Source organism: Bosea sp. OAE506 (assembly GCF_040546595.1).
Taxonomy (GTDB): Bacteria; Pseudomonadota; Alphaproteobacteria; order Rhizobiales; family Beijerinckiaceae; genus Allobosea.
The window spans coordinates 1,074,836-1,099,232 of sequence record NZ_JBEPOB010000001.1 but is presented as its reverse complement, the minus strand read 5'-3'; the positions used below and the strand labels follow the sequence as shown (position 1 = coordinate 1,099,232).

The following is a 24,397-nucleotide window of genomic DNA, read 5'->3' as shown; positions in this document are numbered from 1 at the left end:
CGGCGGGCGACCGCCGGGTTTTTTCATGTCGGCTGGCCTGCTGCCTCCACACTCATCGAAAAACGCAGGTCATCCCGGACGCAGCGAAGCGGAGATCCGGGATCCCGTCCGGAGCGCTGGCAGAGAGGCTCCGAGGGCTGGAACGCGCTTACGCCGCCCCCGTCTCCGCCGCCAAAAAAGCGACCGCCTTGTCCCAGGCCTGCTTCGCCGCGGCTGCGTTGTAGCGCTCGGCGCTGGTATCGTTCAGGAAGGCGTGGTCGACGTCCGGATAGACGATGACCTCGTGCCGGATGCCGGCCGTCTTCAGCGCCGCCTCATAGTCCGGCAACTGCTGGACAAGGCGCGTATCGCGCGCCGCATGCTGGATCAGCAACCGCGCCTTGATCTGCGGCACCTTCGCGAGGTCGGGCGAGCGACCGTAGAATACGACGCCGGCCGCGAGCTCCGGCACCGAGACCGCGAGATCGTTGACGACGCCGCCGCCCCAGCAGAAGCCGACTGCGCCGGTCTTGCCCGTCGCATCCGGCCGGGCGGCCAGAAGCTTCAGCGCCGCACGGCCCTGGCGCAGCACATCCTCGGCCGCAAGCTTCGGGAACAGCGCGCGCGCCTCGTCAGGATCCTTCGGCGTCCCGCCCAGCGGCGTCAGGAAATCGAGGCCGAGCGCGGTGAAGCCCGCCAGCGCCATCCGCCGCGTCACATCCTCGATATGCGGGTTGAGGCCGCGGTTCTCGTGGATGACCAGAACGCCGCCGCGCCGCCCGGCCGCCTTCGGCGCAACCAGATAGCCCTTCAGCGCGACGCCATCGACGCTCGTCTCCAGGCGCTCCGCAACGATCCGGCTATCATCGGGCGCGATCTGCTGGGCATTGGCGTAGTTCGGCTCGAGCAGGGCCAGCGCGGCTTCGGCCGCCGCGGCGGACCCGGCCAGCACCATCAGCCGGTTGAAGAACACCCGGCGGTCGAGCGGCTTGTGGGTGTATTCGTCATAGAGTTCGACGATGCGACGATCGAGCGCCATGGCCATCTCCCGAGGCGGCGAGGGCCATGCGCCCAGCCGCCGATCGTACCAGCTTAGCCGCTCGCGCGGGCAGGTCACGGCCCGTCGCCGCGCATCGCGCCTTCGTGAAGGAGGCTCTGCGGGCCCTATTCCGAGACGATCTTGTAGCGCTGGCCGGGGATGAGGGCGCCGCCGCGCTCGATGCCGTTCAGCACCATGAAGAGCTCCTGCGCCCGCTCCTGCTCCGGCATCCGTGCCGCCATGGTCGCAGGGGTGTCGCCGGCGGCGGCCGTCACGATCCGCACGGTCATGGGCCGCACGGCCTGCGCCTCTTCCGAGCTCAGAACCCGGAAGCTCGACACCAGCGACCGCATCGGCCGCTCGGGATCGCTGCCGCCCTTGGCCGCGATGATGAAGCGGTAGACCCGGTTGCCCGCCTGCACGGCCGCCAGCCGGAAGGTCCAGTCCGTGCCCTTGCCGACGGCGATGACGCCCGGCTGGCCGGCAATCTCCAGCGGCTCGATCGCGCTCGTCTCGACCCCCTCGATCCAGCCGGCGGCGACATAGGATTGCAGCGTCTGATCCGGCTTCAGCGTCACCGAGTCGAAACGCAGCGCCTGGGAGCCGTTGCCGCTGAGCCCGATGACCATGTCGCGCGCCGCCTCGAGGCTGAAGCCCTCCGGCGCGGTGAAGCCGATCCGCAGCGCGCTGTTGACGTAGCGCCGCCCGCGCACGATGCCGTCGCGCGGCTCGTCGCCATAGGCGATGCCGTCAATCGCGGCGAGCCAGCGCCCGGCATCGCGCTCCCCGATCCCCGGCGCACCGATCTGCCGGGCCCCGGCGGTCACGGCGGCGATCCGCTCGGGCGTCTGCGGATGGCTGGAGAGCATATCGAGACGCTTGTCGTCGGCGCTCTGGTTCTGGCCGCTGTTGCGGAAGGCGGTGTTGCGCCCGAGCGCTGCGAGGAAGCGCCCGGCGCCATAGGGATCGTAGCCGGCGCGCGCGATGTTGCGCACGCTGATCTGGTCTGCGTCGAGTTCCTGCTGGCGCGAGAACTTGGCGAGCGACAGCTTCGACACCGCGCGCACAGCGGCGCCCTGCTGCGGATCGTTGAGCACCTGCGCCACGACCTGGCCGACCAGCGCCGATTCCAGCTCGCGCTCGGCCCGCTCGACCGCATGCTGGGCGGTGACGTGCCCGATCTCATGGGCGAGGACGGAGGCGATCTCGGAGGTGTCGTTGGCCAGCGCCAGCAACCCGCGGGTAACGTAGAGCCGGCCATTGGGCAGCGCGAAGGCGTTGACCGCCGGCGAGTTCAGGATGGTGATCTCATAGGCGCCGATCCGCCCTTCGCCGGCCTTGGCGAGACGCTGCACCACCTCGTCGAGCAGCGCCCGGGCGCGGGGCGCGCGATACTCGCCGCCGAAGGCCGCCAGAAGGCGCTGATGCTCGCTTTCCGAGGCGCGCTGGAGTGTGCTGACCCGCGGCGCGATCTCGCCGTCCGAGGCCTGCTGCGGCGGCAGCAGCACGCTCTGGTCGCCCGCGCAGCCTAGCAGCAGCAGCGCCGGCAACGCCAGCGCGGCCATCCTGGCCCTTGGCCATCGATCCTGTCGCCAGAAGGCCCGCATGCGTCAGTCAATCAGTTCCAGAGCAAGCGAGGACGTCACGTCGAGCAGCAGGCCGTCCCGCCCCGAGAGGACGCCGCGCGCGCGCAAGCGTTTACCGCCCAGCCCGCTTGCGGTCCAGCCGGCATCCTTCAGCTCGCGCCAGAGCGTCTTCGACAGCACGATCGAGGCGGCCTCCCCACGCCGGCGCGAGAAATTGACATAGGTGCGCTGAGCCCGCTCCGCGACAGAGGCGACGCGCCCGGTCAGCAGCACCAGTCGCCCCTCATGCGCCCGCAGCGCGGCGAGATCATGGCTGTCCAGCGCGACCTCGCCGGGAGAGAGAGAGGGCACCGCCGGCGGCGGCGCAGCGGTTAGAGCCTGCCGGCGCCGCGCCGCACCGGCGACGATCGGCGGGGTGGGCGTGCAACGTGCCGGGCGGGCTTCCGGCAGCGCGGTCGCGGCCCCCTCGGCGATCAGCGCTTCGGCGAGCCCACGCGCCGGCACAGCCCCGCTCTCGAAGAGCCGCGCAGGAAAGCGCCCCCAGCGATCGGCCTCGCCCAGCAGGACGATCGCAAAATCCTGGCCCTGCCGGCGTCTCAGGCCGGCCTCGAAGCGCTGCGCCTCCGCATCGTCCTGTCGCGGCGCCAGACCGACGAGCCGCAGCCGGCGTCCATCGGCCAGCACCGGATCCCCGGCCTCGTCGACGCCGGACAGCCGAACGACGGGGCTGTCGGGAGACAACTCCGCGCAGGCGTCGCCCGTACCGGCAGCAGCCGCGAGCGAGGGCAGAAGCAGGAAGGCGGCAAGAAGAGGCTTCACCGACATGCCGATTATGCTACACGGATCGTCGCGCGTCCCGGTAGCTCAGCAGGATAGAGCAACGGTTTCCTAAACCGTAGGTCAGGGGTTCGAATCCCTTCCGGGACGCCATTCCGCATTTGTTCAAATGGTCTGCGGAATGGTTCGCCAGGGTGGTTCGCTGCGCGATTAGCCAGTCGTTCGCGGCGCCCTGTGCAGCATCGTCGCCTTCGACATGCTGTCGCAGTCGGAGCTCTCGGCTTGCCAACTTCGTGTAGAGTTCGACTCGCTTGAGATCGGTATGGCCCAAAAGCGGCCATAGTCGGGTCTGACCGCCGCACTCGGCGATCCTACCGCCCCGTGCCTTCCATAGCCGTTGTAGGGTGCATCGCTTGGGCAGGCCGTCCGATTTCGGGCAGTCAGCCAGCGGCGTGCCACTCGTCGGCGATAACGGCTCGCCAAAAAGCGGTCTTCAGCACGGCAAGGCAAATCGCAGTCATCCAGCGCTCGCGCAGCATCAGCTTGACGGACATGCGCCACTCGCGGACCGTCTTCACCGGCCGGACGCGACGGCGTCACCCCAGATCGCGCCGACATCGAAAGATACGGCGGCGCCTGCCCTTCGCAGCCTTTGTCGACCTATTAAAGGGTGGTAGCGCCTGATGCATGGTCTCAATAGATGGTCAGGGCCATTTATGGGGGTCAGCCGGCTTCGGTCGCTTTGTCGCGTCGGATGTTTTTGCTGACAATGAAGAGATACTTGCCGCAATTCGATCGAGCCGCTCGCAGATGGACGTTGTTTGATCACGCGCGTCATCTCGTCGGCGAGCCAAGGCCATAAGGCCCATTAGAATCCCGACTGCAAGGATGATGACTCCGAGGATTTCGACGGTCAGTGAGTATCCGAGGATGGTCATGGGGTTTTCCAGGTCGCCGCACATCGGCAGATCAAAATAATCAACCCGCGCAAGGTTCCACTGTTCCACCAAGCGGAAACGGTGGATTTGCAGTGCAAGTAATCGACGTTCAAGCAAGCGTGAAAGGAAAGCCTTGCACCTATGGCGGCTCAACTTGCAGGGAGCGCCGCGCGACGGACCTTCATCGCGGCCCGAGGCCACTTGGAAACTGACAACGGCCCCGGCATTTCAGGAACTGAGATTTTCCGTTAGCAGTGGGAACGGCCTTCTTCCCATACGAGTCCGAGGTTGTGCAGACTGACATCACGCTCGGCCCTCGAGCGGTACATCGAGGCTAAGGGCTGCGCGACTTCAGCTGACCGACGGCCTCTGCCAGCACCGCGGAGGGCAACCCGACCGAGACGAGGCGCCAGCTCCCGCCGATGAAGCGAAAGCCCAGCCGATAGCGCTCTCCGCCAGTGGCCTTCGCGTGGATCCCGAAAGAGACCGGCCCGGTGAAGCCGGCCTCCATGAAAATGTCGAGTGCGCTGCCGAGAGATTCAACGGAAGGGAGCCTTGGTCCTTGGCCAGCCGGCTCATCCGACAGTTTGCGGTTGGCGAGCGCGCGCACAAGCAGGTCCGGATTGAAACGCTCGGCGATGAGCGCATCGACATAGGTTACGGCGACGAGGCTCGCAGCCTGTCGGGCAACGGGATCGAGGCTCGTCAGCAGTGTCGGATCGACGGGATAGGCACGCACGATCTGTCGGGCGAATGCATTGCGGATCCGCGGGATATCGAGGCGCGCCATGATGGCCGCGGCGTCGCCGCGCTCGGCCGCGCCAGCGAAGCGACCGACGGCGATATAGGGAGATATCCAGTAAGCCAGCGTCAGAAGAGACAGACCAGTGGCGACGATACGAGCGGAGCGCTTGAAGATCATGAGTGTCAGTTAGTTGAGATCAGCCGGCGTTCAACCCGTGGCCTGTCGGCCAAAACCGCGGACATTGCCATCCGGAACAGGACTGCGGTCCAGACTGCACATTCCTCATATAGTCTTGATCGCTCCGTGGTGCGGCTTTCGACGGATTGACTGAATCGGCTGGTCCTGCAGACCGCGAGAGTCACGATGCGGCCTCAGTGTTGGTTGCAGAGGCCGATGTCACCGCCGCGTTAAGCGTACAGGGCGGAGACCAAGCGAGACGACAACAGGGGCGCCAGCGTTAGTCCTCCCGCTGGAATATGCGCCGGACAGCACCATCCGTCTCACTGCTCCGACGGTCGCTCTTCGCCGCTGTCATTTTCTCCGCGCCAGGCGCCCGTCAGGGTGAGGCTGGCGCTGTAGATCACGCGTCCGCCCTCGTTGCGGACGCAGACCTCGAATTCGCGCTGGTCGCCGTCGGGTAGGACCTCCCGGACCATGTCGGGCAGGGCGTCGAGTGCCAGATAGCGCGCTGCCTCGTCCCCCGTGAGCTCAACGCCCTCGCTGTCGATATGGGAGAAACTGCCGTCGGAACTGTCGATGTAATAGCGGGGCATCTGGCAGCAATCTCCGGGCAGGGCATCGGTTCCGTCAGCGCGGCATCCTGATCAGGTTGAGATAGGTCGGGTCGAACTGGGACAGCCGCGCCAGCCCGTCGAAATCGAGGATGCTGACGGCGCTGCCCTTCCACGAGACGAGGCCGGTCGCCCGCAGATCCTGCAGGGTGCGGTTGACATGGACCAGCGAGAAGCCAAGCGCGTCGGCAAGCTCGTTCTGCGGCACGGGAAAGACGAAGCGCCCCTCGCTCGCAAGTCCGACCGCCTCGAGGCGCAGATAGAGCTCGCAGATCAGATGGCCGAAATGGGCGGTTGCCGAGCGGCGCCCGCCGGAGGTGATCCAGGCCCGCTGGATCGCCCCGTCGATAACGGTCGACAGCCAGAACAGCCGGCCGAGATGGGGCGAGCGCTCGACGACCCGCAGCAATTCCCGGTGGGGCACATAGGCCGCCTCGCAATCGGTCAGCGCCACGACGCTGTGGTCCATCACCTTGAGCAGGAAGGCGTGCAGGTCGACGAAGTCGCCGGGGATGTGCAGGGCGGTGATCTGGCGCTTGCCGTCATCGAGCAGCACCTCGCGCGCGGTGACGCCCGTCAGCACGAGGCAGCTCTCGGATGGCTGCGAATGCTGGGCGACCAGTTCCTCGCCCTTGCGCAGAAGGCGACGCCGGAAGGTCAGCCCTTCCAGCAGCGCCGCTTCCTCCGGATCGACCTCGTCTCGCAATGACAGCGACGTGACGAGGACATGCAGCGGTCCTGTAGTGCCGGTCTCGACCATGCCCGCTTCAACGCGGGGACGGCGCCATCGTTCCGGGCGGGGCCGCAGCGACCCGGATCAGGCGAGGGCGCGCACCTTTGCCAGTTCGGCCTCCAGCTGCAGGATGCGTAGGTCCCGTTCAGCCAGCGCCGCCGCGACATCCTTGCCCGCGATCAGCTGAGGGATGTGCTGCGGGCAGTTGGCGTCCCAGGCGGCGATGCTGAACAGGATCGCCTGCTCCGGCGTGCCCGCATAGCCGTCCGGCCGCAGCCTTTCGAGGAGAGCAGGATCGTCCTCCACCACCCGCGCCGTGCCCCAGATCTTGATCCGCTGCCGACGTGCATGGTCGATCAGGAAAACATGAGCCTTCGGGTTCTCCGAGAGATTGCCCAGGCTGACATATTGCCGGTTGCCGCGGAAATCCGCGAAGCCCAGCGTCTCGTCGTCGACGATGCGCAGGAAGCCCGCCGGCCCGCCGCGATGCTGGATATAGGGCTGGCCGTCGGCGCTGGCGGTCGCGAGGAAAAAGCTGTCCCGCTCGGCGAGGAAGGCTGCGAGTTCGGGTGTGACCCTCGTCTCGAAGCCGCCGCGCTCCTCCATCCGGCGATAGCCGCCGCGCGAGCCCTTGCGCTGCTGGATGGCCTTGACGGCAGGGGTGAAGGCGATGTCGCTCGATATGCTGCGGTCGTCCATGAGAGCCTCCCGGGCCGCACGCGATCGGCGGCCATGCGGGGAAGATGACGATTGCTCGAGGAAACGATAATACGGTCAGTCAGCACGTCATTGTTGCGCTGAACGGAGCAATCGATGGACCGCTTCGCGACGCTTCAGGCCTTCATACGGGTCGCGGATGCGCGGGGTTTCGCGCCGGCCGCACGGGGGCTGGGCCTGTCGCCTTCGGCCGTGACGCGCCTCGTCGCGGCGCTGGAAGAGCGGCTCGGCAGCCGCCTGCTCCAGCGCACGACCCGCGCCGTCACCCTCACCGACGAAGGCGAGCGCTATCTGCCGCTGGCCAGACGCATCCTGGCCGATCTCGAGGAGGCGGACGCTTCGCTGCAGGCAGCACAGGCGGAGCCCTCGGGCCGACTCGTCGTGGCCGCGCCGCTCGCCTTCGGGCGCGCCCATGTCGGCCCGCTGCTCTCAGCCTTTCTCTCGCGTCATCCGGCGGTACAGGGGGAGCTGCGGCTCGGCGACCGCATCGTCAATCTGGTCGAGGACGGGATCGATCTCGCCATCCGCATCGGCGATCTCGGCGATTCCAGCCTCAGGGCGCGGCGTGTCGGAGCGACGCGCCGCGTGCTGGTGGCGGCGCCCTCCTATCTGGCAACGCTGGGCACGCCGCAAAAGCCCGACGAGATCGCCGGCCATCGCTGCATCCATTTCGCCGGCTTCAACCCGACCCCGGAATGGCTGTTCGAGCACGAGGGCAGGCGGCAGCGCGTCGCTTTCGCCCCGCGCTTCGTGACGAATGCCGCCGAGACGGCCGTCCAGCACGCCATCGACGGCGGCGGGCTGACGCAGGTTCTGGCCTATCAGGCCGCGGCCGCGATCAGGGACGGACGGCTGCGCGTGCTCATGCCCGATTATGAGCGCCCGCCCTCGCCGATCCAGATCGTCTACCCCACGGCTCGGCTGCTGCCGGCGAGGGTGCGCGCCTTCATCGACATGGCCGCGACCGAGACGCGCTGGTCCTTCCTCGATCTCGACTGAGCCGCAAGGCGCAGCGCACCGCCTCAGAGCAGGCCGCCCTCCCCGATCTGCAGGATGCCGATCCGGTCGACCGCACCAAGGCCCGCCGGCCCCTGCTCGATGGAAAGTTCGCCGTTGCGGACGCGGAAGCGGATCGTCGGCGTGCCGTCGCCGCGCCAGTCGGCCGTCTCGCCGTCATCCTCGTAGAGTTCGCCGGTCGCGCCTTCCACCAGCCCGCAAACCAGCACCTCGCGCTCGGGCCCGATGCCCGTCGCATCACCGAGCGGGATCAGGGCGCCCGCCCGCAGGAAGATCGGCAGCCGTCCGAGCGGCGCCGCGACGGTGGCGACCGCGCCGCCCTCGAAATGCCGACCGTCATGTCCGTCATACCAGCCGCCCGGATGGGCCGGCAGATAGACGCTGCGCTGCGTCGCGCCCTCCTCCAGCACCGGCGCGACCAGCACGTCGGGCCCGAGCATGAAGGCGTCGTCGGTTTTCACCGCCGTGGCGTCCTTCGGGAAATCATAGAGGAAAGGCCGCACGGCCGGGATGCCGTCGCGGCTGGCACGCCACATCTGGGTGTAGAGATAGGGCATCAGCCGGTAGCGCAGCGAGAGCGCGGCGCGCACCTGCGGCACCATCTCCGGATACATCCAGGGCAGGTTGACGACGCCGTCGTCGTTCCAGGAGTTCATCACCATGCGCGGCCACAGCGCGCAGAACTCGTTGAAGCGCACGAAGAGTTCCGGCCCCGGCGTCGGCCCATGGAAGCCGCCGACATCGTGGCCGATGCTGAACATCCCCGACAGGCTCATGTTGAGGCCTTGCGTCAGGTTGTAACGCAGCGTCTTCCAGGCGGTTTCGTTGTCGCCCGACCAGGTCTGCGCATAGCGCGAGATACCGGCGCAGCCGCCGCGCGTGATGGCATATTGCCGCTTGCCGGGCTCGCGCGCGGCCTGCGCCTCATGCGAGAGCTTGGTCATCAGAAGGGCCTGGGCGGGGCGCGCCAGCGCCTGCCGGAAGGGCCGCCCGTCGCCGTCGCACAGCGCGTCCTCATCCCAGATCTCGTATTCGTTGTTGTCGTTCCAGACCGTGGTGAAGCCGTAGTCCAGCAGCGCGGTCTCGATGCCGTTGCGCCACCAGGCCCGGCCCTTGGGGTTCGTGTAGTCGAGATGGAAGCCGAGCCCGTCCCAGAACTGCGCGACCGCCGGCTTGCCACTGTCGCCGTCGCGAACCAGGAAATCGCCATCGAGCGCCTCCTGCAGGCGCGGATGATCGTCGAGCAGGCAGGGCTTGAGATTGGCGACGGTGAAGATGCCGGCCTCGTTCAGCCGGGTCATCGTCGCCTTCGGATCCGGGAACTTGTCGCGGTTCCAGTTGAAGGCGTAGCGACGATGGCCGATCTGCGTGTAGCCCGAGCCGAAATGGAAGGAGTCGCAAGGGATGCGATGCGTCGCGAGCTTGCCGATGAAGTCGCTGATGCGGGCATCGGCATCCGGCGCATCCGCGATCGCCATGGAGGTGACGCCGAAGCCATAGGACCAGAGCGGCGCGAAGGCCTGTCCGCCGGTCAGCCAGGCGAAGCGCCTGACCACGTCGGGCACGCTCGGGCCGGCCATGACATAGCAGTCGAGATCGCCGTCATCGCCTTTCCAGGAGCGGAACAGGCCGTGGTAATTGTCGAGCGTGCAGCCGAAATCGACGCTGCCGGTCGAGAGGTTGTCGTAGAACACGCCATGCGCGCCGGCCGGCCCATCGACGATGAAGAAGGGCAGCATCTTGTAGAGCGGGTCGGACAGCTCCCCGTCGAACCCGCAGGGGTCGACGGCGTCGATGGCGAAGCGCCGACCGGTGCGGTCGAGCGGGCCGGCCTTGTCGCCCAGCCCGTAATGCCGCTCGGTGTAATCGCGCGCCATGTAATGGGCGAGCGCCCCGGTGCGCGGCGACATCAGATAGGCCTGTGTCGTGCGGTCCTGCAGGAACGGCTTCTCCTCCCCGGCGCGGAACCAGGCGATGCCGAAGGGCGACAGCGTGACCTGGGCGATGAGGCCGCCCGCAGACAGCACGACCTTGCCATCGTCCTCGATGACGCTCGCCTTCGGGCAGGCGAAGCCTTCGAGGCTGTCGCGCGGGCGACCCTCATAGGGCGGCTCCAGCCCGCCGGGCGCGATCGACCAGCCGCGGTCGAGCCGGTAGCCGTCACGCGGCTTCAGCGTCACCCGGCCGATATCGCCCTCGAGGATGCGAACAGTGATCGTCGCGCCCAGCCCGACATCGAACAGGGCAGCTTCGCCGTCGCGGCCGAGATAACGGCCTTGAGTGAGGGCTTTCATGGGGTCGTCTCCAGATCAGAAATCAAATCCGCACCATCGTCCCGGGCGACCGAAGGGGAGACCCGGGACCCATTCCGGAACCTCACCTGCAAGCGCTCCGGAATGGATCCCGGATCGGCGCCGCTTTGCGGCTTGTCCGGGATGACGGTGTGTTTCCAAGACAGGCGATTCAACGGCGGACCGCTTGGCCCGCCTCGTCGAACAGGTGAAGCTGCGCCGAGGGCAGGGCGAGGAAGACGGTCTCGCCGCGCTGATGCGCACTCTGGCCGTCGAGCTTGAGCGTGATCTGCGGCAGGCCGGGCGAGGCGCCGTAGAGATAGCTTTCGCCGCCCAGCCGTTCGACCAGGTCGATCGCCAGCGGCAGGCCCGCGCCCTCGGCGAGCGCCAGATGCTCGGGCCGCACGCCGAGCGTCACCACAGCGCCCGACGCAAGGGCCCCGGATTCGCAGGCGATCTCGTGGCCACCCTCGCCGACGGTCACGACACCGGGCCGCGCGACCCGCCCCGGCAGCAAATTCATCCGCGGCGAGCCGATGAAGCCGGCCACGAACAGGTTGTCGGGGCGGTTGTAGAGATCAAGCGGCGTGCCGATCTGCTCGATCCACCCGCCCTGCAGCACGACGATGCGGTCGGCCAGCGTCATCGCCTCGACCTGGTCGTGGGTGACGTAGATCATCGTGCCGCCGAGCTCGGCATGCAGGCCGGCCAGTTCCTTGCGGGTCGCGACGCGCAGCTCGGCGTCGAGATTGGAGAGCGGCTCGTCGAACAGGAAGATCTTCGGGTCGCGCACGATGGCCCGCCCGATCGCGACGCGCTGGCGCTGCCCGCCCGAAAGTGCACGCGGCTTGCGCTCGAGATAGTCGGTCAGCCGCAGCATCGCCGCCGCGCGCCGCACGCGCTGGTCGATCTCGTCGCGCGGCAGGCCCATATTCTCCAGTGCGAAGGCCATGTTCTTGTAGACGCTCATATGCGGGTAGAGCGCATAGGACTGGAACACCATGGCGAGCCCGCGCTCGGAGGCCGGCAGGCCGGTGACGTCGACGCCGTCGATCGCGACCGCGCCCTCCGTCACCTCCTCCAGACCGGCGATGACCCGCAGCAGGGTGGACTTCCCGCAGCCCGAGGGGCCGACGAAGACGACGAATTCGCCGTCGGTGACGGTGAGGTCGATGCCATGAAGGACATGCGTGCCGCCGAAGGATTTGCGCACGCCGGAAAGGGTCAGACCGGCCATGACTACTTCATTCCCGTATTGGCGATGCCGGTGGTGATGAACCGCTGCAGGAAGACGAAGACCAGCGCCACCGGCAGCAGCGTCACCACCGTCATCGCGAGCAGATAGTGCCACTGCGTCTGCAGCTCGCCCTGGAAGGCGTTGAGGCCGATCTGCAGCGTGTAGGATTCGGTCTTGGTCAGCACGGCGAGCGGCCAAAGGAACTCGTTCCAGCGCCACATCACCGAGAAGATCGCCAGCACGGCGAGTGCCGGCATCGCCAGCGGCATGACGATGCGCCAGTAGATCTGCCACTCCGAGGCCTTGTCCATGCGCGCCGCCTCGATCAGGTCGCGCGGGAGCGTCAGCATGTATTGCCGCAGCAGGAAAACACCCGTCGGCGTCGCCGCGCCCGGCAGGATCACCGCCCAGAGGGAGTTCACCAGCCCGAGTTCGGTGATCACCAGATAGACCGGGACGAGGATGATCGTGATCGGGATCATCAGCGTGCCGATCACCATCAGCATCACGGTGTTCTTGCCGCGGAATTCGTAGATCGACAGCGCATAGGCCGCCATCGAGTTGATGATCAGCGTGATGATCGTCGCCACCACCGTGACAAAGACCGAATTCCACAGGAAGCGCGTGAAGGCGAAGCGCTCCAGCGGCTCGGTGTAGTTCTCGGTCGCGAGCTTGAAGCCGCGCACCGGCGTGCGCTTGTCGATCGGCACGCGGATCACCTCCGCCGGATTGGCGGGGTCGACCATCTGGGCCTGGATGCCGATGCGTCGCACCTGCGCCAGCACGCGCGTCGATCCATCGGGCATCGTCACCGAAAACAGCGGCAGCGGCTGCGGGTGGCCGGGGACGACAACCTCCTGCTGCGACATCGGCAGCAGCGAGGGCGGGAATTCGAGGAGGCCTGCCTGCGTCTTGAACGACGACAGCGCCAGCCACAGCACCGGCCCGAACATCAGGACGACGCCGAGCGCGAGATAGGCGTAGGCCGCGACATCGGTCCAGTGCCAGCGGCCGGGCTTGCGGCGCGCGGTGGCGAGCTTGGTGACGAGGCTCATGCCGCCCCCTTGCGGCTGCCGGCCGCCAGCTGCGCCAGCGTCAGCGCGAAGAGGACGACGCCGAGCACGACCGAGGCCGCCGCCGCCAGCCCGAAATTCTGGACCTGGTTGGAGAACGCCGTCTCGTAGATGTAGTGGACGACCATCAGCGTCGCGGTGCCCGGCCCGCCGCCGGTCAAAACGAAGACCTCGTCGAAGGTCTGCACGCCCTTGATCAGCGCCAGCACGATCACGACGATCATATTGGGCCAGAGCAGCGGTAGCGTAATGCGCCAGAACACGCGCCAGCGCGGCGTCGCATCCATCTCGGCCGCCTCGTAGAGATCGGCGGGGATGGCCTGCAGCCCGGCCAGCAGGATCAGCGTGTAGAAGCCCATATGGGCCCAGACCGAGACGAAGACGATCCAGAACATCGCCCAGCTCGGATCGACCAGGAACAGGATGCGCTCGCCGCCCAGCGAGGTGATCCCGGCGTTCAACAGGCCGTCGCGCTGCAGGATCCATTTCCAGGTCAGCGCCACCACCACGGGCGAGAGCAGAACCGGGAAGAAATAGACGGCGCGAAAGAAGCCACGCGCCCTGATGCGCATGTTCAGCACCACCGCCGTCACCAGCGAGAACAGCACCATCGCCGTCACCTGGAAGACCGTGAAGCGGGCGGTGTTGGCGACCCCGCGCCAGAAATGGTCCTCGCGGCAGGAGTTGGGGTCGAGGAAGGAGCCGCAGTCGAACAGATAGGCGTATTGCTCGCCGCCGACGAAGGGCCGCTGCGAGGGAAACAGCTCGGTGCCGCCCGTCACCGAGAACACCACGTTGATGATCAGCGGCAGGAAGACGAACAGGCCGAAGAAGGCGATGTTCGGCAGAAGGAAGACATAGGCCATCCGCCGCTCGCCGATGAGGCGCTGCAGCGCGCTCATCGGCCAGTCGACGAGCCGCATCAGTAAAGACAGCGGCGCGGCGAAGAGGCGTGCAGCGCCGCGAGGCGCCGCTGGTTCGGCGGAGGCCATGCGGGCTTACTTCTTGTTGCGCTCGGCGATCTGCTGCTCGACGTCCGAGGCAATGCGCTTGTAGGCCTCGTCCAGCGTCGTTTCACCCGAGATCGCCTGGCCGACCCGGCTGATCGCCGCATTGAAGATGATGCGGTTGTTGACGTAGCCCTGCAGCTTGTAGGCGACGGGCGAGAGGTTCGCGACCTGGTCGGAGAAGACCTTGAGCGCGGCCTTGGCCTGGGCGCTGGCGTCCTTGTAGTCGAGGCCCTTGGCAGCGATGCCGAGATGGCCGGGCACGAACAGCGAGCGAGCGTAGAACTCGCTCAGGACGGGCTCGCTGGCGAGATACTCCATCACCTTGGCGACGGCCTCGGGGCTCTTCGTCGCCTTGATCGCGACGAGGCCGGCGCCGCCGGGCATGCCGGTGCAGGCGACCGCACCGCAGGGCGAGGGCGCCGCCACCCAGTCGAAGGCGTTGCCGACGGTCTTGTCGAACTGCGCGATCTGCCAGGAGCCCGAGACATACATCACGACCTGGGCGTTCTTGAACTCGTCATTGGCGCCGCGATAGGCCGCGCCGGAGACCGAGCCCCAGAGCTCCTTCGCCATCACGCCATCCTTGTGCCAGTCGAAGACGCGCTGCGCCGCGCGCTTGAAGCCGTCGTCGATCACCGCCGGCTCGCCCTTGGCGTCGAAGACCTGCGCGCCTTCGGAGACGGCGAGGCCGAAGAAACGGTGTCCCGAACGGTCCATCGCGACCGGGAACGGCGCCTGCACCTTGGTCGCGACCGCCTTGGCGGCCTTGGCCCAGTCGTCCCAGCTCGCCTTGGCGCCGGGCATGGCGATGCCGGCCTGCTCGAACAGCGTCTTGTTGACGAGCGGCCCGGTGACGGTGAGCTGCGTCATGAAGCCGGTGATGGCCTTGTCGTCGCCGGCCGGCCGCATCCACGGCAGGAAGGGTCCGAAATTTGTGTCCCAGTAGGCGGCATCCTTGAGATAAGGCCGCAAGTCCAGCGCGTAGCGGGCGATGCCGCCGAGATCGACGACGCGGGCGATGTCGGGGCCCTGGCCGGAGGCGAGCTGGACGGGAAGGTTCTCGGTGATCGCCTTGTAGGGCACCTGGTCGAGGACGACCTTGATGTCCTTGTTCTGCGCCTCGAAGCGCTTCAGCAGGTCGGAGACGACCTCGCCCTCATTGCCGTCGGAATACCAGGCGATGCGCACCGTGGTCTGCGCCTGGGCGGCGCCGGCGATAAGGCTCGCGCCGAGCGCGAGCGCGGACATCCAGTGTTTACTCTGCATGTGCGTCCATCCCTGATCATTGGCGGCGCTTCACGAGCGCTCTCCCTAAATTAAGGCAAACGTTTGCCTTGCTTGTCAACGCGAGAGTTCTGCATGATGGAGTCCGGCCCGCCGCCCGAACCGGCGGACACGCCCCGGACCCATGACCACCAGACCCGCCCGCACTGAAACGCCCCTCGCCTCGCTCGCCACCGTCGCCCGTGCGGCGGGCGTCTCGGTCGCCACGGTGTCGCGCATCGTCAACGGCAAGCGTGGCCGCGCTTCGCCCGAGACGGTGGCCCGCGTCGAGCAGGCGGTCGCAAGGCTCGGCTATCGCCCCAATCCCGTCGGCCGGGCCCTGAAGCAGCGGGCGAGCCGGGTCGTCGCGCTGCTGGCGCCCAATCTCGACAACCCGGCCATGGCCGCCATCGCGGTCTCGACCGAGGCGGCGCTGCGCGACGCCGGCTATGTCACCATCCTCTGCGACACCCATGACCGGCCCGAGCTGCAGGACGAGTATCTCGCCGCCATGCGCAGCCAGTTCGTCGCCGGTTATGTCATGGTCAGCGCCGTCGCCAGCCGCGGGCTGGAGGCGACGCTGCGGCGCGGCGACCCGATGGTCTTCGTCGCCCGCCGCAACCCGCTGGGCGGTGGCGCCTTCGTCGGCATCGACGATCGTGCGGCGGGCGCGCAGGCGGCCGACCATCTGCTAACCTGCGGCGTCGAACGCCCCGCCGTCCTGATGGCGGCCCAGAACGCCTCCAGCACCGGCGAGCGCGCCGCGGGCTTCCTGGCCCGGCTGGAACAGCGCGGGATCGCGCCGCAGGAGGTCCGCCGCGCCAACGCCCAGGGCCTGAACCATATCGAGATCGGCTACGCCGCTGCCCGGGCTCTGGTGGCGGAGAGCGGCTGGCCGCACGGCCTGTTCTGCGTCAGCGACCTGATCGCCTACGGGGCCTATCGCTTCGCCCGGGAGGCCGGCATCGCCGTTCCCGGCGACTGCAGGATGGTGGGGGTCGACGGCAACGCCATCAATGCCTGGCTGGCGCCCTGGCTGACCTCGATCCGCATCCCCTACGAGGCTTACGGCGGGCATATCGTCGCCCAGCTCGGCCAGCTGTGGGGCGGCGGCACGGGCTCCCATGTCCATGTCGGGCACGGCCGCATCGGCGACGAGCCGGCACCACTCCCCTGAAACGACAAACGTCGCGTCAGGCGCAGCAGCGGCAGGATATCGGGGAGATCGTGCGTCCGGCTGACCGGAGATCCAGGCCGGACCAGATCACGGTCGACGTACTGGGAAGAAATGGCGCGCCCGAAAGGATTCGAACCTCTGACCCTCAGATTCGTAGTCTGATGCTCTATCCAGCTGAGCTACGGGCGCGTATCGGGCTGCGGCCTGCGCCGTTGCTCCGATGGGGGCGAAATAGCTGCTCTCCCTGCGCTTGGCAACCCTCAATGTCGCGGCGCGGCAAAAGTTTTGCCGGGGCCGGGCCCGCACGCCCTTCGCTCAACCGCCCGCCCGCAGCAGCGGCGCGGCGGCCGCGATCCGGCGGGCCTGCACCTTTCGCTGCGCCTTCGGCAGTTTCTCGGCGATCCCGTAGAGCTGTTCGCGCCGGTCCATCTCGCGCCAGACATCGGCGGGCACGATGCCCATCTCGCTCCACAGCACGACCAGATTGTAGAGCAGGTCGGCGCTTTCCAGGATCGTCCGGTCCCGCTCGCCCTGGACCGCCTCGAGCCCGACCTCGAAGGCCTCCTCGGCCAGTTTCTTGGCCATCTTCGGCAGGCCCTCGCCCGCGAGCCGGGCCGTCCGCGACATGGCGGGGTCGCCGCTGCGCGCGGCGAGGACGGCGGCATGGAGGCGGTGGATCGAATCGGCCATCGCGGCAGAATCCCCGCCGCGGATGAGGGTTTGATGACAGCGGCCCCGCGAGCGGCCACGACGGCGCTCAGTCGGCGATGACCTGCAGCCGGTGCAGCCGCGCATAGGCGCCGTCGCGGGCGAGCAGCGCATCGTGGCTGCCCGTCTCGACGATCCTGCCCTCTTCCATCACGACGATCAGATCCGCCTCGCGCACCGTGGACAACCGATGGGCGATGACGAGCGTGGTGCGGTTCTTCATCAGCCTGGCCAGGGCCTGCTGGACGAGGCGCTCCGATTCCGCATCGAGCGCGCTCGTCGCCTCGTCGAGCAGCAGGATCGGCGCATCCTTCAGGATGGCGCGGGCAATCGCGATGCGCTGGCGCTCGCCGCCCGACAGCTTCTGGCCACGTTCGCCAACGGAGGAGTCGTAGCCGTCCGGCATCGCCATGATGAAGTCATGCGCGGCGGCCGCCTTCGCGGCGGCGACGATCTCCTCGTCGCTGGCGCCCGGCCGGCCGAAGGCGATGTTGGCGCGCACCGTGTCGTCGAACAGCACCACATCCTGGCTGACGACGCCGATCTGGGCCCGCAGCGAGGTCAGCGTCAGCCCGCGCAGATCCTGCCCGTCGATCTCGATGCGGCCCTCGGTTGGGTCGTAGAGTCGCGGCACCAGCGCGAGGAGGGTCGATTTGCCCGAGCCCGAGCGGCCGACCAGCGCGGTCGTCTTGCCACCCTCGGCGACCAGGTCGATGCCCTCCAGCGCGCGCTGGTCGTCGCGATAGCGGAAGCGCAGATTGTGGAAGGCGATCTCCCCGGCCCCGACCCGCAGCGGCTGGCCATCCGGCGGATCGACGATCTGGGGCTTCTCGTCGAGTAGCGCGTAATAGCGCTTCAGCGAGGCCCCGGCCTCCTGGACGATGGCGTTGAGATTGCCGAGCGAGCGCATCGGCTGGGCCGCCAGCAGCAGCGCCGAGACATAGCCGGTGAAGTCGCCGACGGTAGAGCCGCCACTGGTGATGCGCACGCCGATCGCCGCCAGCACGCCGGCCACCGCCATGCCGCCGCCGACCTCGAGCAGCGGATCGAGACGGCCGCGCGCATTGGCGGCTTTCATCTTGAGCGAGCGGATGGTCTCGAAGGCCGCAGCCGCCCGTCGCTCCAGATAGGGCTCGAGCGTGTCGGTCTTGGCGGCGCGAGCGCCCTGCAGGCTTTCGGTGACGAGGCTCGCCATCAGCCCGGTCTGCTCCTGCTGCGAGGTCGCCATGCGGCGCAGCTTCCGTCCGATCTTGCCGATCGGATGCGCCACGATCGGCGCCACCAGCATGACGACGAGCGTCATCTGCCAGTCGATCCAGAACATAGCGCCGACGAGGGCGATCGCGGTCAGCACGTCGCGCACGGCGATGTTGATCAGCCGGGTCAGCGCCTCCTTGACGAAGGTGAAGTCGGTGGTGAAGCGCTGGGTCAGCGAGGCCGGGTTCTCGCGCTGCAACTGCGCGAGGTCGGCCCGGATCAGATGGGTGTAGAGCGCCGTCTGCATGTCGGCCTCGATGCGGCTGACGACGCTGTTGGTCATCACCGTCTGGGCCAGCAGCGAGAAGCCCTTCACCGCCGTCACGATGACGACCACGACGGCCACCGCGTTGACGACGCCGATCTCGAATCCGATCGACTTCGAGACCAGCCGTTCCATGCGCCTGACGAAACCGGTCGATTCCGCCGTTAGCGGGTCGGCAAAGGCGTCGAAGGCCGCCTTGATCAGCAGTGGATAGAAGCTCGTCGTCGCCGCGATCACCACGACGAGGCCGAGGATCATCCCCATCTGGGGCAGATAGGCCTTGACCTGCTCGCGCCAGACACGGAGCAGCAGCGCGAAGGTATCGTCGGTGACGCGGCCAATCTTCATGGCGCGCGACCTATCACGGCGGCGGGGTGAGCGCTACGGGAGGCCGGGTCTTGCTCCGGACAAGAAGGTGGCGTCCCATGCGGGCGACCGATTCAGGAAAGTGCGAGCGCCCATGCCCCTCCACCCGCCGGCCCAGCCCGGCCAGAGTTTCGCCGAGATCGACACGCCGGCCCTGATCCTCGATCTCGACGCCTTCGAACGCAACCTCGTCACCATGGCGGCTCATACGCAGGGACATGGCGTCCGGCTGCGGCCCCACGCCAAGACCCACAAGAGCCCGGAGATCGCGCTGCGCCAGATCGCCCATGGCGCCGTCGGCCAGTGCTGCCAGAAAGTCTCGGAAGCCGAGATCCTGGTCGAGGGCGGCGTCGGCGACGTGCTCGTCAGCAACGAGGTCGCCGGCGCAGCCAAGCTCGACCGGCTCGCCAAGCTCGCCCGCCAGGCCAGGATCGGTCTCTGCGTCGACCATCTCGACGGCGTGCGCGAAGCGTCCGAAGCCGCCGCCCGCCACGATGTCGTGCTCGACGTGCTCGTCGAGATCGACGTCGGCGGCCGCCGCTGCGGCGTCGCGCCCGGCGAAACGGCGGTGCGGCTGGCGGAAGCGGTCGCGCGCAGCAACACACTGCGCTTTGGCGGCCTGCAGGCCTATCATGGCACCGCCCAGCACATGCGCTCCATCGACGAGCGCCGCGAGGCGATCGAGCGCGCTGCGCTCGGCACCCGCAACACGGTCGAGCGGCTGCATCAGGCGGGGCTCGCCTGCGCCGTGGTCGGCGGCGCCGGCACCGGCACCTTCGAGATCGAGAGCCAGTCCGGCATCTGGAACGAGATCCAGGCGGGCTCCTACATCTTCATGGACGCCGACTATGCCCGCAATCGCCAGGCCGACGGCACGCCGTTCCGCACCTTCGAGCATGCACTGTTCGTCCTGACCGGGGTGATGAGCAAGCCGGTGCCGGACCGGGCCGTTGTCGATGCCGGCCACAAGGCGGCCTCGGTCGATTCCGGCATGCCGATGCCGTTCCGGCGCGAGGGCGTGATCTACACAAAGCCCTCCGACGAGCATGGCGTGCTGACGGGCGACCCCATCGCCCTGCCGCATCGCGGCGACCGGCTGCTGCTGATCCCCGGTCATTGCGACCCGACGGTGAACCTGCACGACTGGTATGTCTGCGTGCGCGGGCTTCACACGCCGGACGCCCATGTCGAGGCGCTCTGGCCGATCGCGGGGCGCGGCGCCCTGACCTGAACGCGCAGCCGCGATCGCCCTGCGGGTTCAGCGATTGAGCCTGACGGCTCCGCTCTGCGAAAGGTCGTAGCCGCCGAGTTCGCGCGCCCGCGCCGCCATGGCCGGGCCGCGCATCCAGGCCAGAAGCCTCTGCGTCGGCGGCTCGAAATAGCTCCGCCGGCGCATCGCCAGATCGACATGCTCCCAAACCAGCGGGAGGAAATCGAGGCCAAACGCGCCGGCAACGGCGCGCGAAGCGATGCCGCAATCGGCGCGCCCGGTGCGGATTGCAAGCGCGAGATCCTGCCCGGTGGCGCAGATGCCTTCGGCCAGGACCAAGGCCTGGGAGGGCACGGACTCCCGGGCGATCAGGCTCTCGAGCAGGAGTTGCGCCCCCGCCCCCTTCTGGCGACGGGCGAAACGGGCCCGTCGCTCGACCGCCGAGACGAGGCCGGACAGTCCGAGCGGGTTGCCGGGCACGACCAGCAGACCCTGCTCCCGGCGCGCAAAGCCGATCACCACGGCGTCATGGAGCCCGGGCTCCGCCTGAACCGCCGCGGGATTGGCGCCGTCATCGTCCGGCGTCGCGTGGAGATGGATCGCGGCGATGGCGACCTCGCCCCGCACCAGCCGGTCGAGCCCCCCCTGCGAGCCCTCGGCCAGCAGCGCCAGCCCGCAGCCTGAATCGCGCACCGCCACCTCCAGCAGCGAATCCTGGCTGCCGCCGATGATCGGCGGCGGCTCGACCAGCCGCAGCCCTTCTGGCCGGGCCAGACCGGCCTCGAGCCAGCGGTCGAGTGCCGCGCGCGGGAACAGCCATTTGCCGCTGACCTTGGTGCAGGGCACGCCGCCGCTGGCCACCAGCTCGTAGAGCTTGCGCTCCTTCAGCCGCAGATAGCCCGCGGCCTCCTCGGTCGTCAGATAGGCGCGATCCTGCACTGACATGCACTACCCTGCATTTTCTCCTGAACTGGCATTTGGTCGCATTGAACTCTAACAAAGACAAGTCTTTGCAGACTTCCGGAACACACAAGGGACGGCATTGGACTTCTCGGCGATCTTCTCGGCGGCTTTCGCCCTCGTCATCGGGCTCGACCCCGCCTTCCTGGCGATCGTCGGGCTGTCGCTGCGGGTGACGCTGACGGCCGTGCTGATCGCGGCCGTGATCGGTCTGCCGCTCGGCGCCGCACTCGCCCTGGCGCGCTTCCCCGGCCGCGCGGCGGTCATCGTCGTCCTCAACGCGCTGATGGGGCTGCCGCCCGTCGTCGCCGGCCTGCTGGTCTTCCTCCTGCTGTCGCGCTCGGGACCGCTCGGCTCGCTCGGGCTGCTCTTCACCCCCACAGCGATGATCCTGGCGCAGGTGCTGCTCGTCCTGCCGATCGTCATCGCGCTGACGCGCCAGACGGTCGAGGATCTCTGGGGCGAATATCGCGATCATCTCCGCTCGGTCGGCCTCGAAGGGCTGCGCGCCATCCCGACCCTGCTTTTCGACGGCCGCTTTGCGCTTGCCACTGCCCTGCTCGCCGGCTTCGGCCGCGCCAGTGCCGAGGGTCGGCGCCGTGCTGATCGTCGGCGGCAACATCGCCGGCTACACCCGCACGATGACGACGGCGATCACGCTGGAGACCTCCAAGGGCGACCTCCCGCTGGCGCTCGGCCTCGGCCTCGTCCTGATCGCGCTGACGCTCGCCATCAACGCCATCGCCTTCGGCGCCAGCCGCATCGGCGCCCGGTATGCCGGGTGAGCGCCATGCGTGACCGCACATCGATCCTGCCGCTCGACGTCCGCTCCGTCGCCTTCCATGGCGACGGGCGTCGCCTCGTCGACGGCGTCAGCTTCCTGCTGCCGGCCGGTGGGCTGACCGTGCTGCTCGGCCCCAACGGCGCGGGCAAATCGCTGATGCTGCGCCTCTGCCACGGGCTCCTGACCCCGAGCGAGGGCCGGATCGGCTGGGCGCCTGGCGCGGATGGCAGCGGCCGGCGCCACGCCATGGTCTTCCAGAAGCCGATCATGCTGCGCCGCTCGGTCGAGGCGAATGTGCTGCACGCGCTGGCGGCCGCCGGCCTGGCCCGCGGCGAACGGCGCGAGCGCTGCGGGGCCGCGCTCGAACGCTTCGGGCTGACCGGGCGTGCTGCACAGGCGGCACGGCTGCTTTCGGGCGGCGAGCAGCAGCGCCTCGCCATAGCCCGGGCCTGGGCGCTGCGGCCGGAACTGCTCTTCCTCGACGAGCCGACCTCGCAGCTCGACCCCGCCGCCACCCGCCAGATCGAGACGCTGCTCGCCGGCCTCGTGGCCGAGGGGCTCACCGTGCTGATGTCGACCCATGATCTCGGCCAGGCCCGGCGCCTGGCCTCGCGCGTGCTGTTCCTCAATCGCGGCCGGCTGGTCGAGGATGCCTGCGCAACAGATTTCTTCGCCGGCCCCGCCACGCCCGAGGCACGGGCCTTCCTCGCCGGCGAATTGCTCTGGTGACACCCCAACCGAAAATGAAACCGAGGAGACGACCATGACATCGACCCGCCGCCTGCTGCTCGCCGCCGGCTTCAGCGCTGCCCTGACCGGCCTCGCCTTCGCCCAGGCCACCACCGCCACACCGCCGGCCGCCTCGGCACCGGCCGCGACTGGTACCCGGTTCATCACGGTGTCCTCGACCACCTCGACCCAGGATTCCGGCCTGTTCGGCCATATCCTCCCGCTGTTCAAGGCGAAGACCGGCATCGAGGTCCGCGTCGTCTCGCAGGGCACGGGCCAGGCGCTCGACACCGGCCGGCGCGGCGACGCCGACGTCGTCTTTGTCCACGCCAAGGCGCAGGAGGAGAAATTCGTCGCCGACGGCTTCGGGCTGGAGCGCAAGCCCGTCATGTACAACGACTTCGTCCTGATCGGCCCGAAGGGTGACCCGGCCGGCATCAGTGGCTCGAAGGACATCGCCACCGCGCTGGTGAAGATCGCCGAGAAGGGCGCGCCCTTCGTCTCGCGCGGCGACAAGTCGGGCACGCATTCGGCCGAATTGGCGCTCTGGAAGGTCGCGGGCGTCGATCTCGAGGCCAAGAAGGGCGCCTGGTACCGCGAGATCGGCCAGGGCATGGGGGCCGCGCTCAACACCGCGGGCAGCATGGGCGCTTATGTGCTGGCCGACCGTGGCACCTGGATCTCTTTCAAGAATCGCGGCGATCTCACGATTGCGGTGGAGGGCGACCGTCGCCTGTTCAACCAGTACGGCGTCATCGCGGTGAACCCGGCCAAGCATCCTCACGTCAAGATCAACGACGGCCAGGCCTTCGTGAACTGGCTGGTCAGCCCGGAGGGCCAGAAGGCCATCGCCGACTACAAGATCGAGGGACAGCAGCTGTTCTTCCCCAATGCGACGCAGGCGGGCGCGTGATCCCATGCGCCACAGCTTTTTCGCAGGTCTCCTCCTGATGGGTGGCCTCGCCGCGAGCTCCGCCGTCCGCGCACAGGAGCCCGTTCTCCTGCATGCGGCCGGCAGCCTGCGGGCCGCGCTCACCGAGGTGACGCAGGCCTTCACCGCCCAGAGCGGGCTTGCCGTGAAGCCGGCCTTCGGCGCCTCGGGCCTGCTGCGCGAGCGCATCGCCAAGGGCGAGGCGGCAGAGGTCTTCGCCTCCGCCGATCTCGGCAACCCCCGCGCTCTGGCGAAGGAGGGCCGCAGCGGCCCGGTCGTGCTCTTCGCCCGCAACGAACTCTGCGCCTTCCTGCGGCCCGGCGTCACCGCGACGCCGGAGACGCTGCTGGAGCGTATGCTCGACACGGGCCTCAAGCTCGGCACCTCGACCCCGCGCGCCGACCCGTCAGGCGACTATGCTTTCCAGGTCTTCGCGCGGGCCGAGGCGGTGAAACCCGGCGCCCGGGCAGCGCTGGAGGCCAAGGCGCTGCAGCTCACCGGCGGGCCCGGCAGCGCGCCGGCGCCGGACGGCCTCAACGTCTACGGTCACAACCTCGCCAGCGGCGCGGCCGACATCTTCCTCGCCTATTGCACCAATGCGGCGCCGATCGCGAAGGAGCAGCCGGAGATCCGCCTCGTCAGGCTGCCGCCGGAGCTGGCAGTGGGCGCCGAATACGGGTTGACCGTGATGAACGGGGCCTCGCCAAATGCGGGTCGGCTCGCCATGTTCATCCTCGCGCAGGAGGGCCAGGCCATCCTGGCCCGGCACGGCTTCGCCACGCCGACGCTCCCGCGCGAAGGCGGCTGACCGGAG

General features: G+C 68.4%; 22 protein-coding genes, 2 tRNA genes and 1 pseudogene. 8 read left to right on the top strand and 17 right to left on the bottom strand.

Features of this window, described 5'->3' with window-relative positions; genetic code table 11:
• Positions 1–148 precede the first annotated feature (148 nt).
• The 3 genes from ABIE41_RS05310 to ABIE41_RS05300 form a co-directional block, all read right to left on the bottom strand.
• On the bottom strand, positions 149–1,018 hold the full coding sequence (locus tag ABIE41_RS05310; protein WP_192644820.1) for a dienelactone hydrolase family protein: 870 nt from the start codon (positions 1,016–1,018) through the stop codon (positions 149–151).
• Positions 1,019–1,143: 125 nt separating this feature from the next.
• Positions 1,144–2,583: a M48 family metalloprotease gene (locus ABIE41_RS05305; protein ID WP_354191788.1), complete on the bottom strand. Its 1,440-nt coding sequence runs from the start codon at positions 2,581–2,583 to the stop codon at positions 1,144–1,146.
• A gap of 45 nt (positions 2,584–2,628) precedes the next feature.
• Positions 2,629–3,429: a hypothetical protein gene (locus tag ABIE41_RS05300; protein WP_192644818.1), complete on the bottom strand. Its 801-nt coding sequence runs from the start codon at positions 3,427–3,429 to the stop codon at positions 2,629–2,631.
• Between the two features lie 28 nt (positions 3,430–3,457).
• Here ABIE41_RS05300 and ABIE41_RS05295 point away from each other — a divergent pair.
• Positions 3,458–3,534: transfer RNA gene (locus ABIE41_RS05295), tRNA-Arg, on the top strand.
• A 551-nt stretch (positions 3,535–4,085) separates the two neighbouring features.
• On the opposite strand, the gene ABIE41_RS05290 is transcribed toward ABIE41_RS05295, so the two are convergent.
• The 5 genes from ABIE41_RS05290 to ABIE41_RS05270 all read right to left on the bottom strand — a co-directional run bounded on the left by ABIE41_RS05290 (position 4,086) and on the right by ABIE41_RS05270 (position 7,287).
• Positions 4,086–4,436, bottom strand: a complete 351-nt coding sequence (locus tag ABIE41_RS05290; protein ID WP_192644817.1) for a hypothetical protein — start codon at positions 4,434–4,436, stop codon at positions 4,086–4,088.
• Positions 4,437–4,653: 217 nt separating this feature from the next.
• Positions 4,654–5,241, bottom strand: a complete 588-nt coding sequence (locus ABIE41_RS05285) for a DUF2939 domain-containing protein (RefSeq protein ID WP_192644816.1) — start codon at positions 5,239–5,241, stop codon at positions 4,654–4,656.
• Positions 5,242–5,564: 323 nt separating this feature from the next.
• Entirely contained in the window at positions 5,565–5,837 is a 273-nt protein-coding gene (locus tag ABIE41_RS05280) for a DUF6894 family protein (protein ID WP_192644815.1), read from the bottom strand.
• A 34-nt stretch (positions 5,838–5,871) separates the two neighbouring features.
• Complete coding sequence (locus ABIE41_RS05275) at positions 5,872–6,615, bottom strand: Crp/Fnr family transcriptional regulator (protein ID WP_192644814.1); 744 nt, start codon at positions 6,613–6,615, stop codon at positions 5,872–5,874.
• A gap of 57 nt (positions 6,616–6,672) precedes the next feature.
• Positions 6,673–7,287 (bottom strand): pyridoxamine 5'-phosphate oxidase family protein, encoded by a 615-nt coding sequence (locus ABIE41_RS05270; protein ID WP_192644813.1) that lies wholly within the window; start codon positions 7,285–7,287, stop codon positions 6,673–6,675.
• 114 nt (positions 7,288–7,401) lie between these two features.
• On the opposite strand from ABIE41_RS05270, the gene ABIE41_RS05265 reads away from it, so the two are divergent.
• Complete coding sequence (locus tag ABIE41_RS05265) at positions 7,402–8,304, top strand: LysR substrate-binding domain-containing protein (RefSeq protein WP_192644812.1); 903 nt, start codon at positions 7,402–7,404, stop codon at positions 8,302–8,304.
• 23 nt (positions 8,305–8,327) lie between these two features.
• On the opposite strand, the gene ABIE41_RS05260 is transcribed toward ABIE41_RS05265, so the two are convergent.
• From ABIE41_RS05260 to ABIE41_RS05240, 5 genes are all read right to left on the bottom strand, one after another.
• Positions 8,328–10,616, bottom strand: coding sequence for a glycoside hydrolase family 31 protein (locus ABIE41_RS05260; protein ID WP_192644811.1), 2,289 nt, complete (start codon positions 10,614–10,616; stop codon positions 8,328–8,330).
• A 169-nt stretch (positions 10,617–10,785) separates the two neighbouring features.
• Complete coding sequence (locus ABIE41_RS05255) at positions 10,786–11,850, bottom strand: ABC transporter ATP-binding protein (protein WP_192644810.1); 1,065 nt, start codon at positions 11,848–11,850, stop codon at positions 10,786–10,788.
• 2 nt (positions 11,851–11,852) lie between these two features.
• A complete protein-coding gene (locus ABIE41_RS05250; protein WP_192644809.1) occupies positions 11,853–12,905 on the bottom strand; it encodes a carbohydrate ABC transporter permease in 1,053 nt (350 codons plus the stop codon).
• Complete coding sequence (locus tag ABIE41_RS05245) at positions 12,902–13,915, bottom strand: carbohydrate ABC transporter permease (RefSeq protein WP_192644808.1); 1,014 nt, start codon at positions 13,913–13,915, stop codon at positions 12,902–12,904. Before ABIE41_RS05245 ends, ABIE41_RS05250 begins: the two co-directional genes overlap by 4 nt.
• A 6-nt stretch (positions 13,916–13,921) precedes the next feature.
• Positions 13,922–15,199, bottom strand: a complete 1,278-nt coding sequence (locus ABIE41_RS05240) for an ABC transporter substrate-binding protein (protein ID WP_192644807.1) — start codon at positions 15,197–15,199, stop codon at positions 13,922–13,924.
• 142 nt (positions 15,200–15,341) lie between these two features.
• On the opposite strand from ABIE41_RS05240, the gene ABIE41_RS05235 reads away from it, so the two are divergent.
• Positions 15,342–16,373: a LacI family DNA-binding transcriptional regulator gene (locus ABIE41_RS05235; protein ID WP_192644806.1), complete on the top strand. Its 1,032-nt coding sequence runs from the start codon at positions 15,342–15,344 to the stop codon at positions 16,371–16,373.
• 112 nt (positions 16,374–16,485) lie between these two features.
• On the opposite strand, the gene ABIE41_RS05230 is transcribed toward ABIE41_RS05235, so the two are convergent.
• The 3 genes from ABIE41_RS05230 to ABIE41_RS05220 all read right to left on the bottom strand — a co-directional run bounded on the left by ABIE41_RS05230 (position 16,486) and on the right by ABIE41_RS05220 (position 18,951).
• A tRNA-Arg gene (locus ABIE41_RS05230) sits at positions 16,486–16,562 on the bottom strand.
• A gap of 126 nt (positions 16,563–16,688) precedes the next feature.
• Positions 16,689–17,063: a phosphoribosyl-ATP diphosphatase gene (gene hisE, locus ABIE41_RS05225; RefSeq protein WP_192644805.1), complete on the bottom strand. Its 375-nt coding sequence runs from the start codon at positions 17,061–17,063 to the stop codon at positions 16,689–16,691.
• 67 nt (positions 17,064–17,130) lie between these two features.
• Positions 17,131–18,951, bottom strand: coding sequence for an ABC transporter ATP-binding protein (locus ABIE41_RS05220; RefSeq protein ID WP_192644804.1), 1,821 nt, complete (start codon positions 18,949–18,951; stop codon positions 17,131–17,133).
• A gap of 112 nt (positions 18,952–19,063) precedes the next feature.
• On the opposite strand from ABIE41_RS05220, the gene ABIE41_RS05215 reads away from it, so the two are divergent.
• Complete coding sequence (locus tag ABIE41_RS05215) at positions 19,064–20,200, top strand: DSD1 family PLP-dependent enzyme (RefSeq protein ID WP_192644803.1); 1,137 nt, start codon at positions 19,064–19,066, stop codon at positions 20,198–20,200.
• 27 nt (positions 20,201–20,227) lie between these two features.
• Here the strand turns inward: ABIE41_RS05215 and ABIE41_RS05210 are convergent, their stop codons facing one another.
• Complete coding sequence (locus tag ABIE41_RS05210) at positions 20,228–21,124, bottom strand: substrate-binding domain-containing protein (protein WP_192644802.1); 897 nt, start codon at positions 21,122–21,124, stop codon at positions 20,228–20,230.
• A 97-nt stretch (positions 21,125–21,221) separates the two neighbouring features.
• Between ABIE41_RS05210 and ABIE41_RS05205 the strand changes: the two are divergent.
• From ABIE41_RS05205 to ABIE41_RS05190, 4 genes and pseudogenes are all read left to right on the top strand, one after another.
• Positions 21,222–21,924: pseudogene (locus ABIE41_RS05205) on the top strand (ABC transporter permease).
• A gap of 5 nt (positions 21,925–21,929) precedes the next feature.
• Positions 21,930–22,652, top strand: coding sequence for an ATP-binding cassette domain-containing protein (locus ABIE41_RS05200; protein WP_192644800.1), 723 nt, complete (start codon positions 21,930–21,932; stop codon positions 22,650–22,652).
• A 34-nt stretch (positions 22,653–22,686) separates the two neighbouring features.
• Positions 22,687–23,565 (top strand): ABC transporter substrate-binding protein, encoded by an 879-nt coding sequence (locus ABIE41_RS05195; RefSeq protein WP_192644799.1) that lies wholly within the window; start codon positions 22,687–22,689, stop codon positions 23,563–23,565.
• A gap of 37 nt (positions 23,566–23,602) precedes the next feature.
• Positions 23,603–24,391, top strand: a complete 789-nt coding sequence (locus ABIE41_RS05190) for a molybdate ABC transporter substrate-binding protein (protein WP_210321098.1) — start codon at positions 23,603–23,605, stop codon at positions 24,389–24,391.
• The last annotated feature ends 6 nt before the right edge of the window (positions 24,392–24,397 follow it).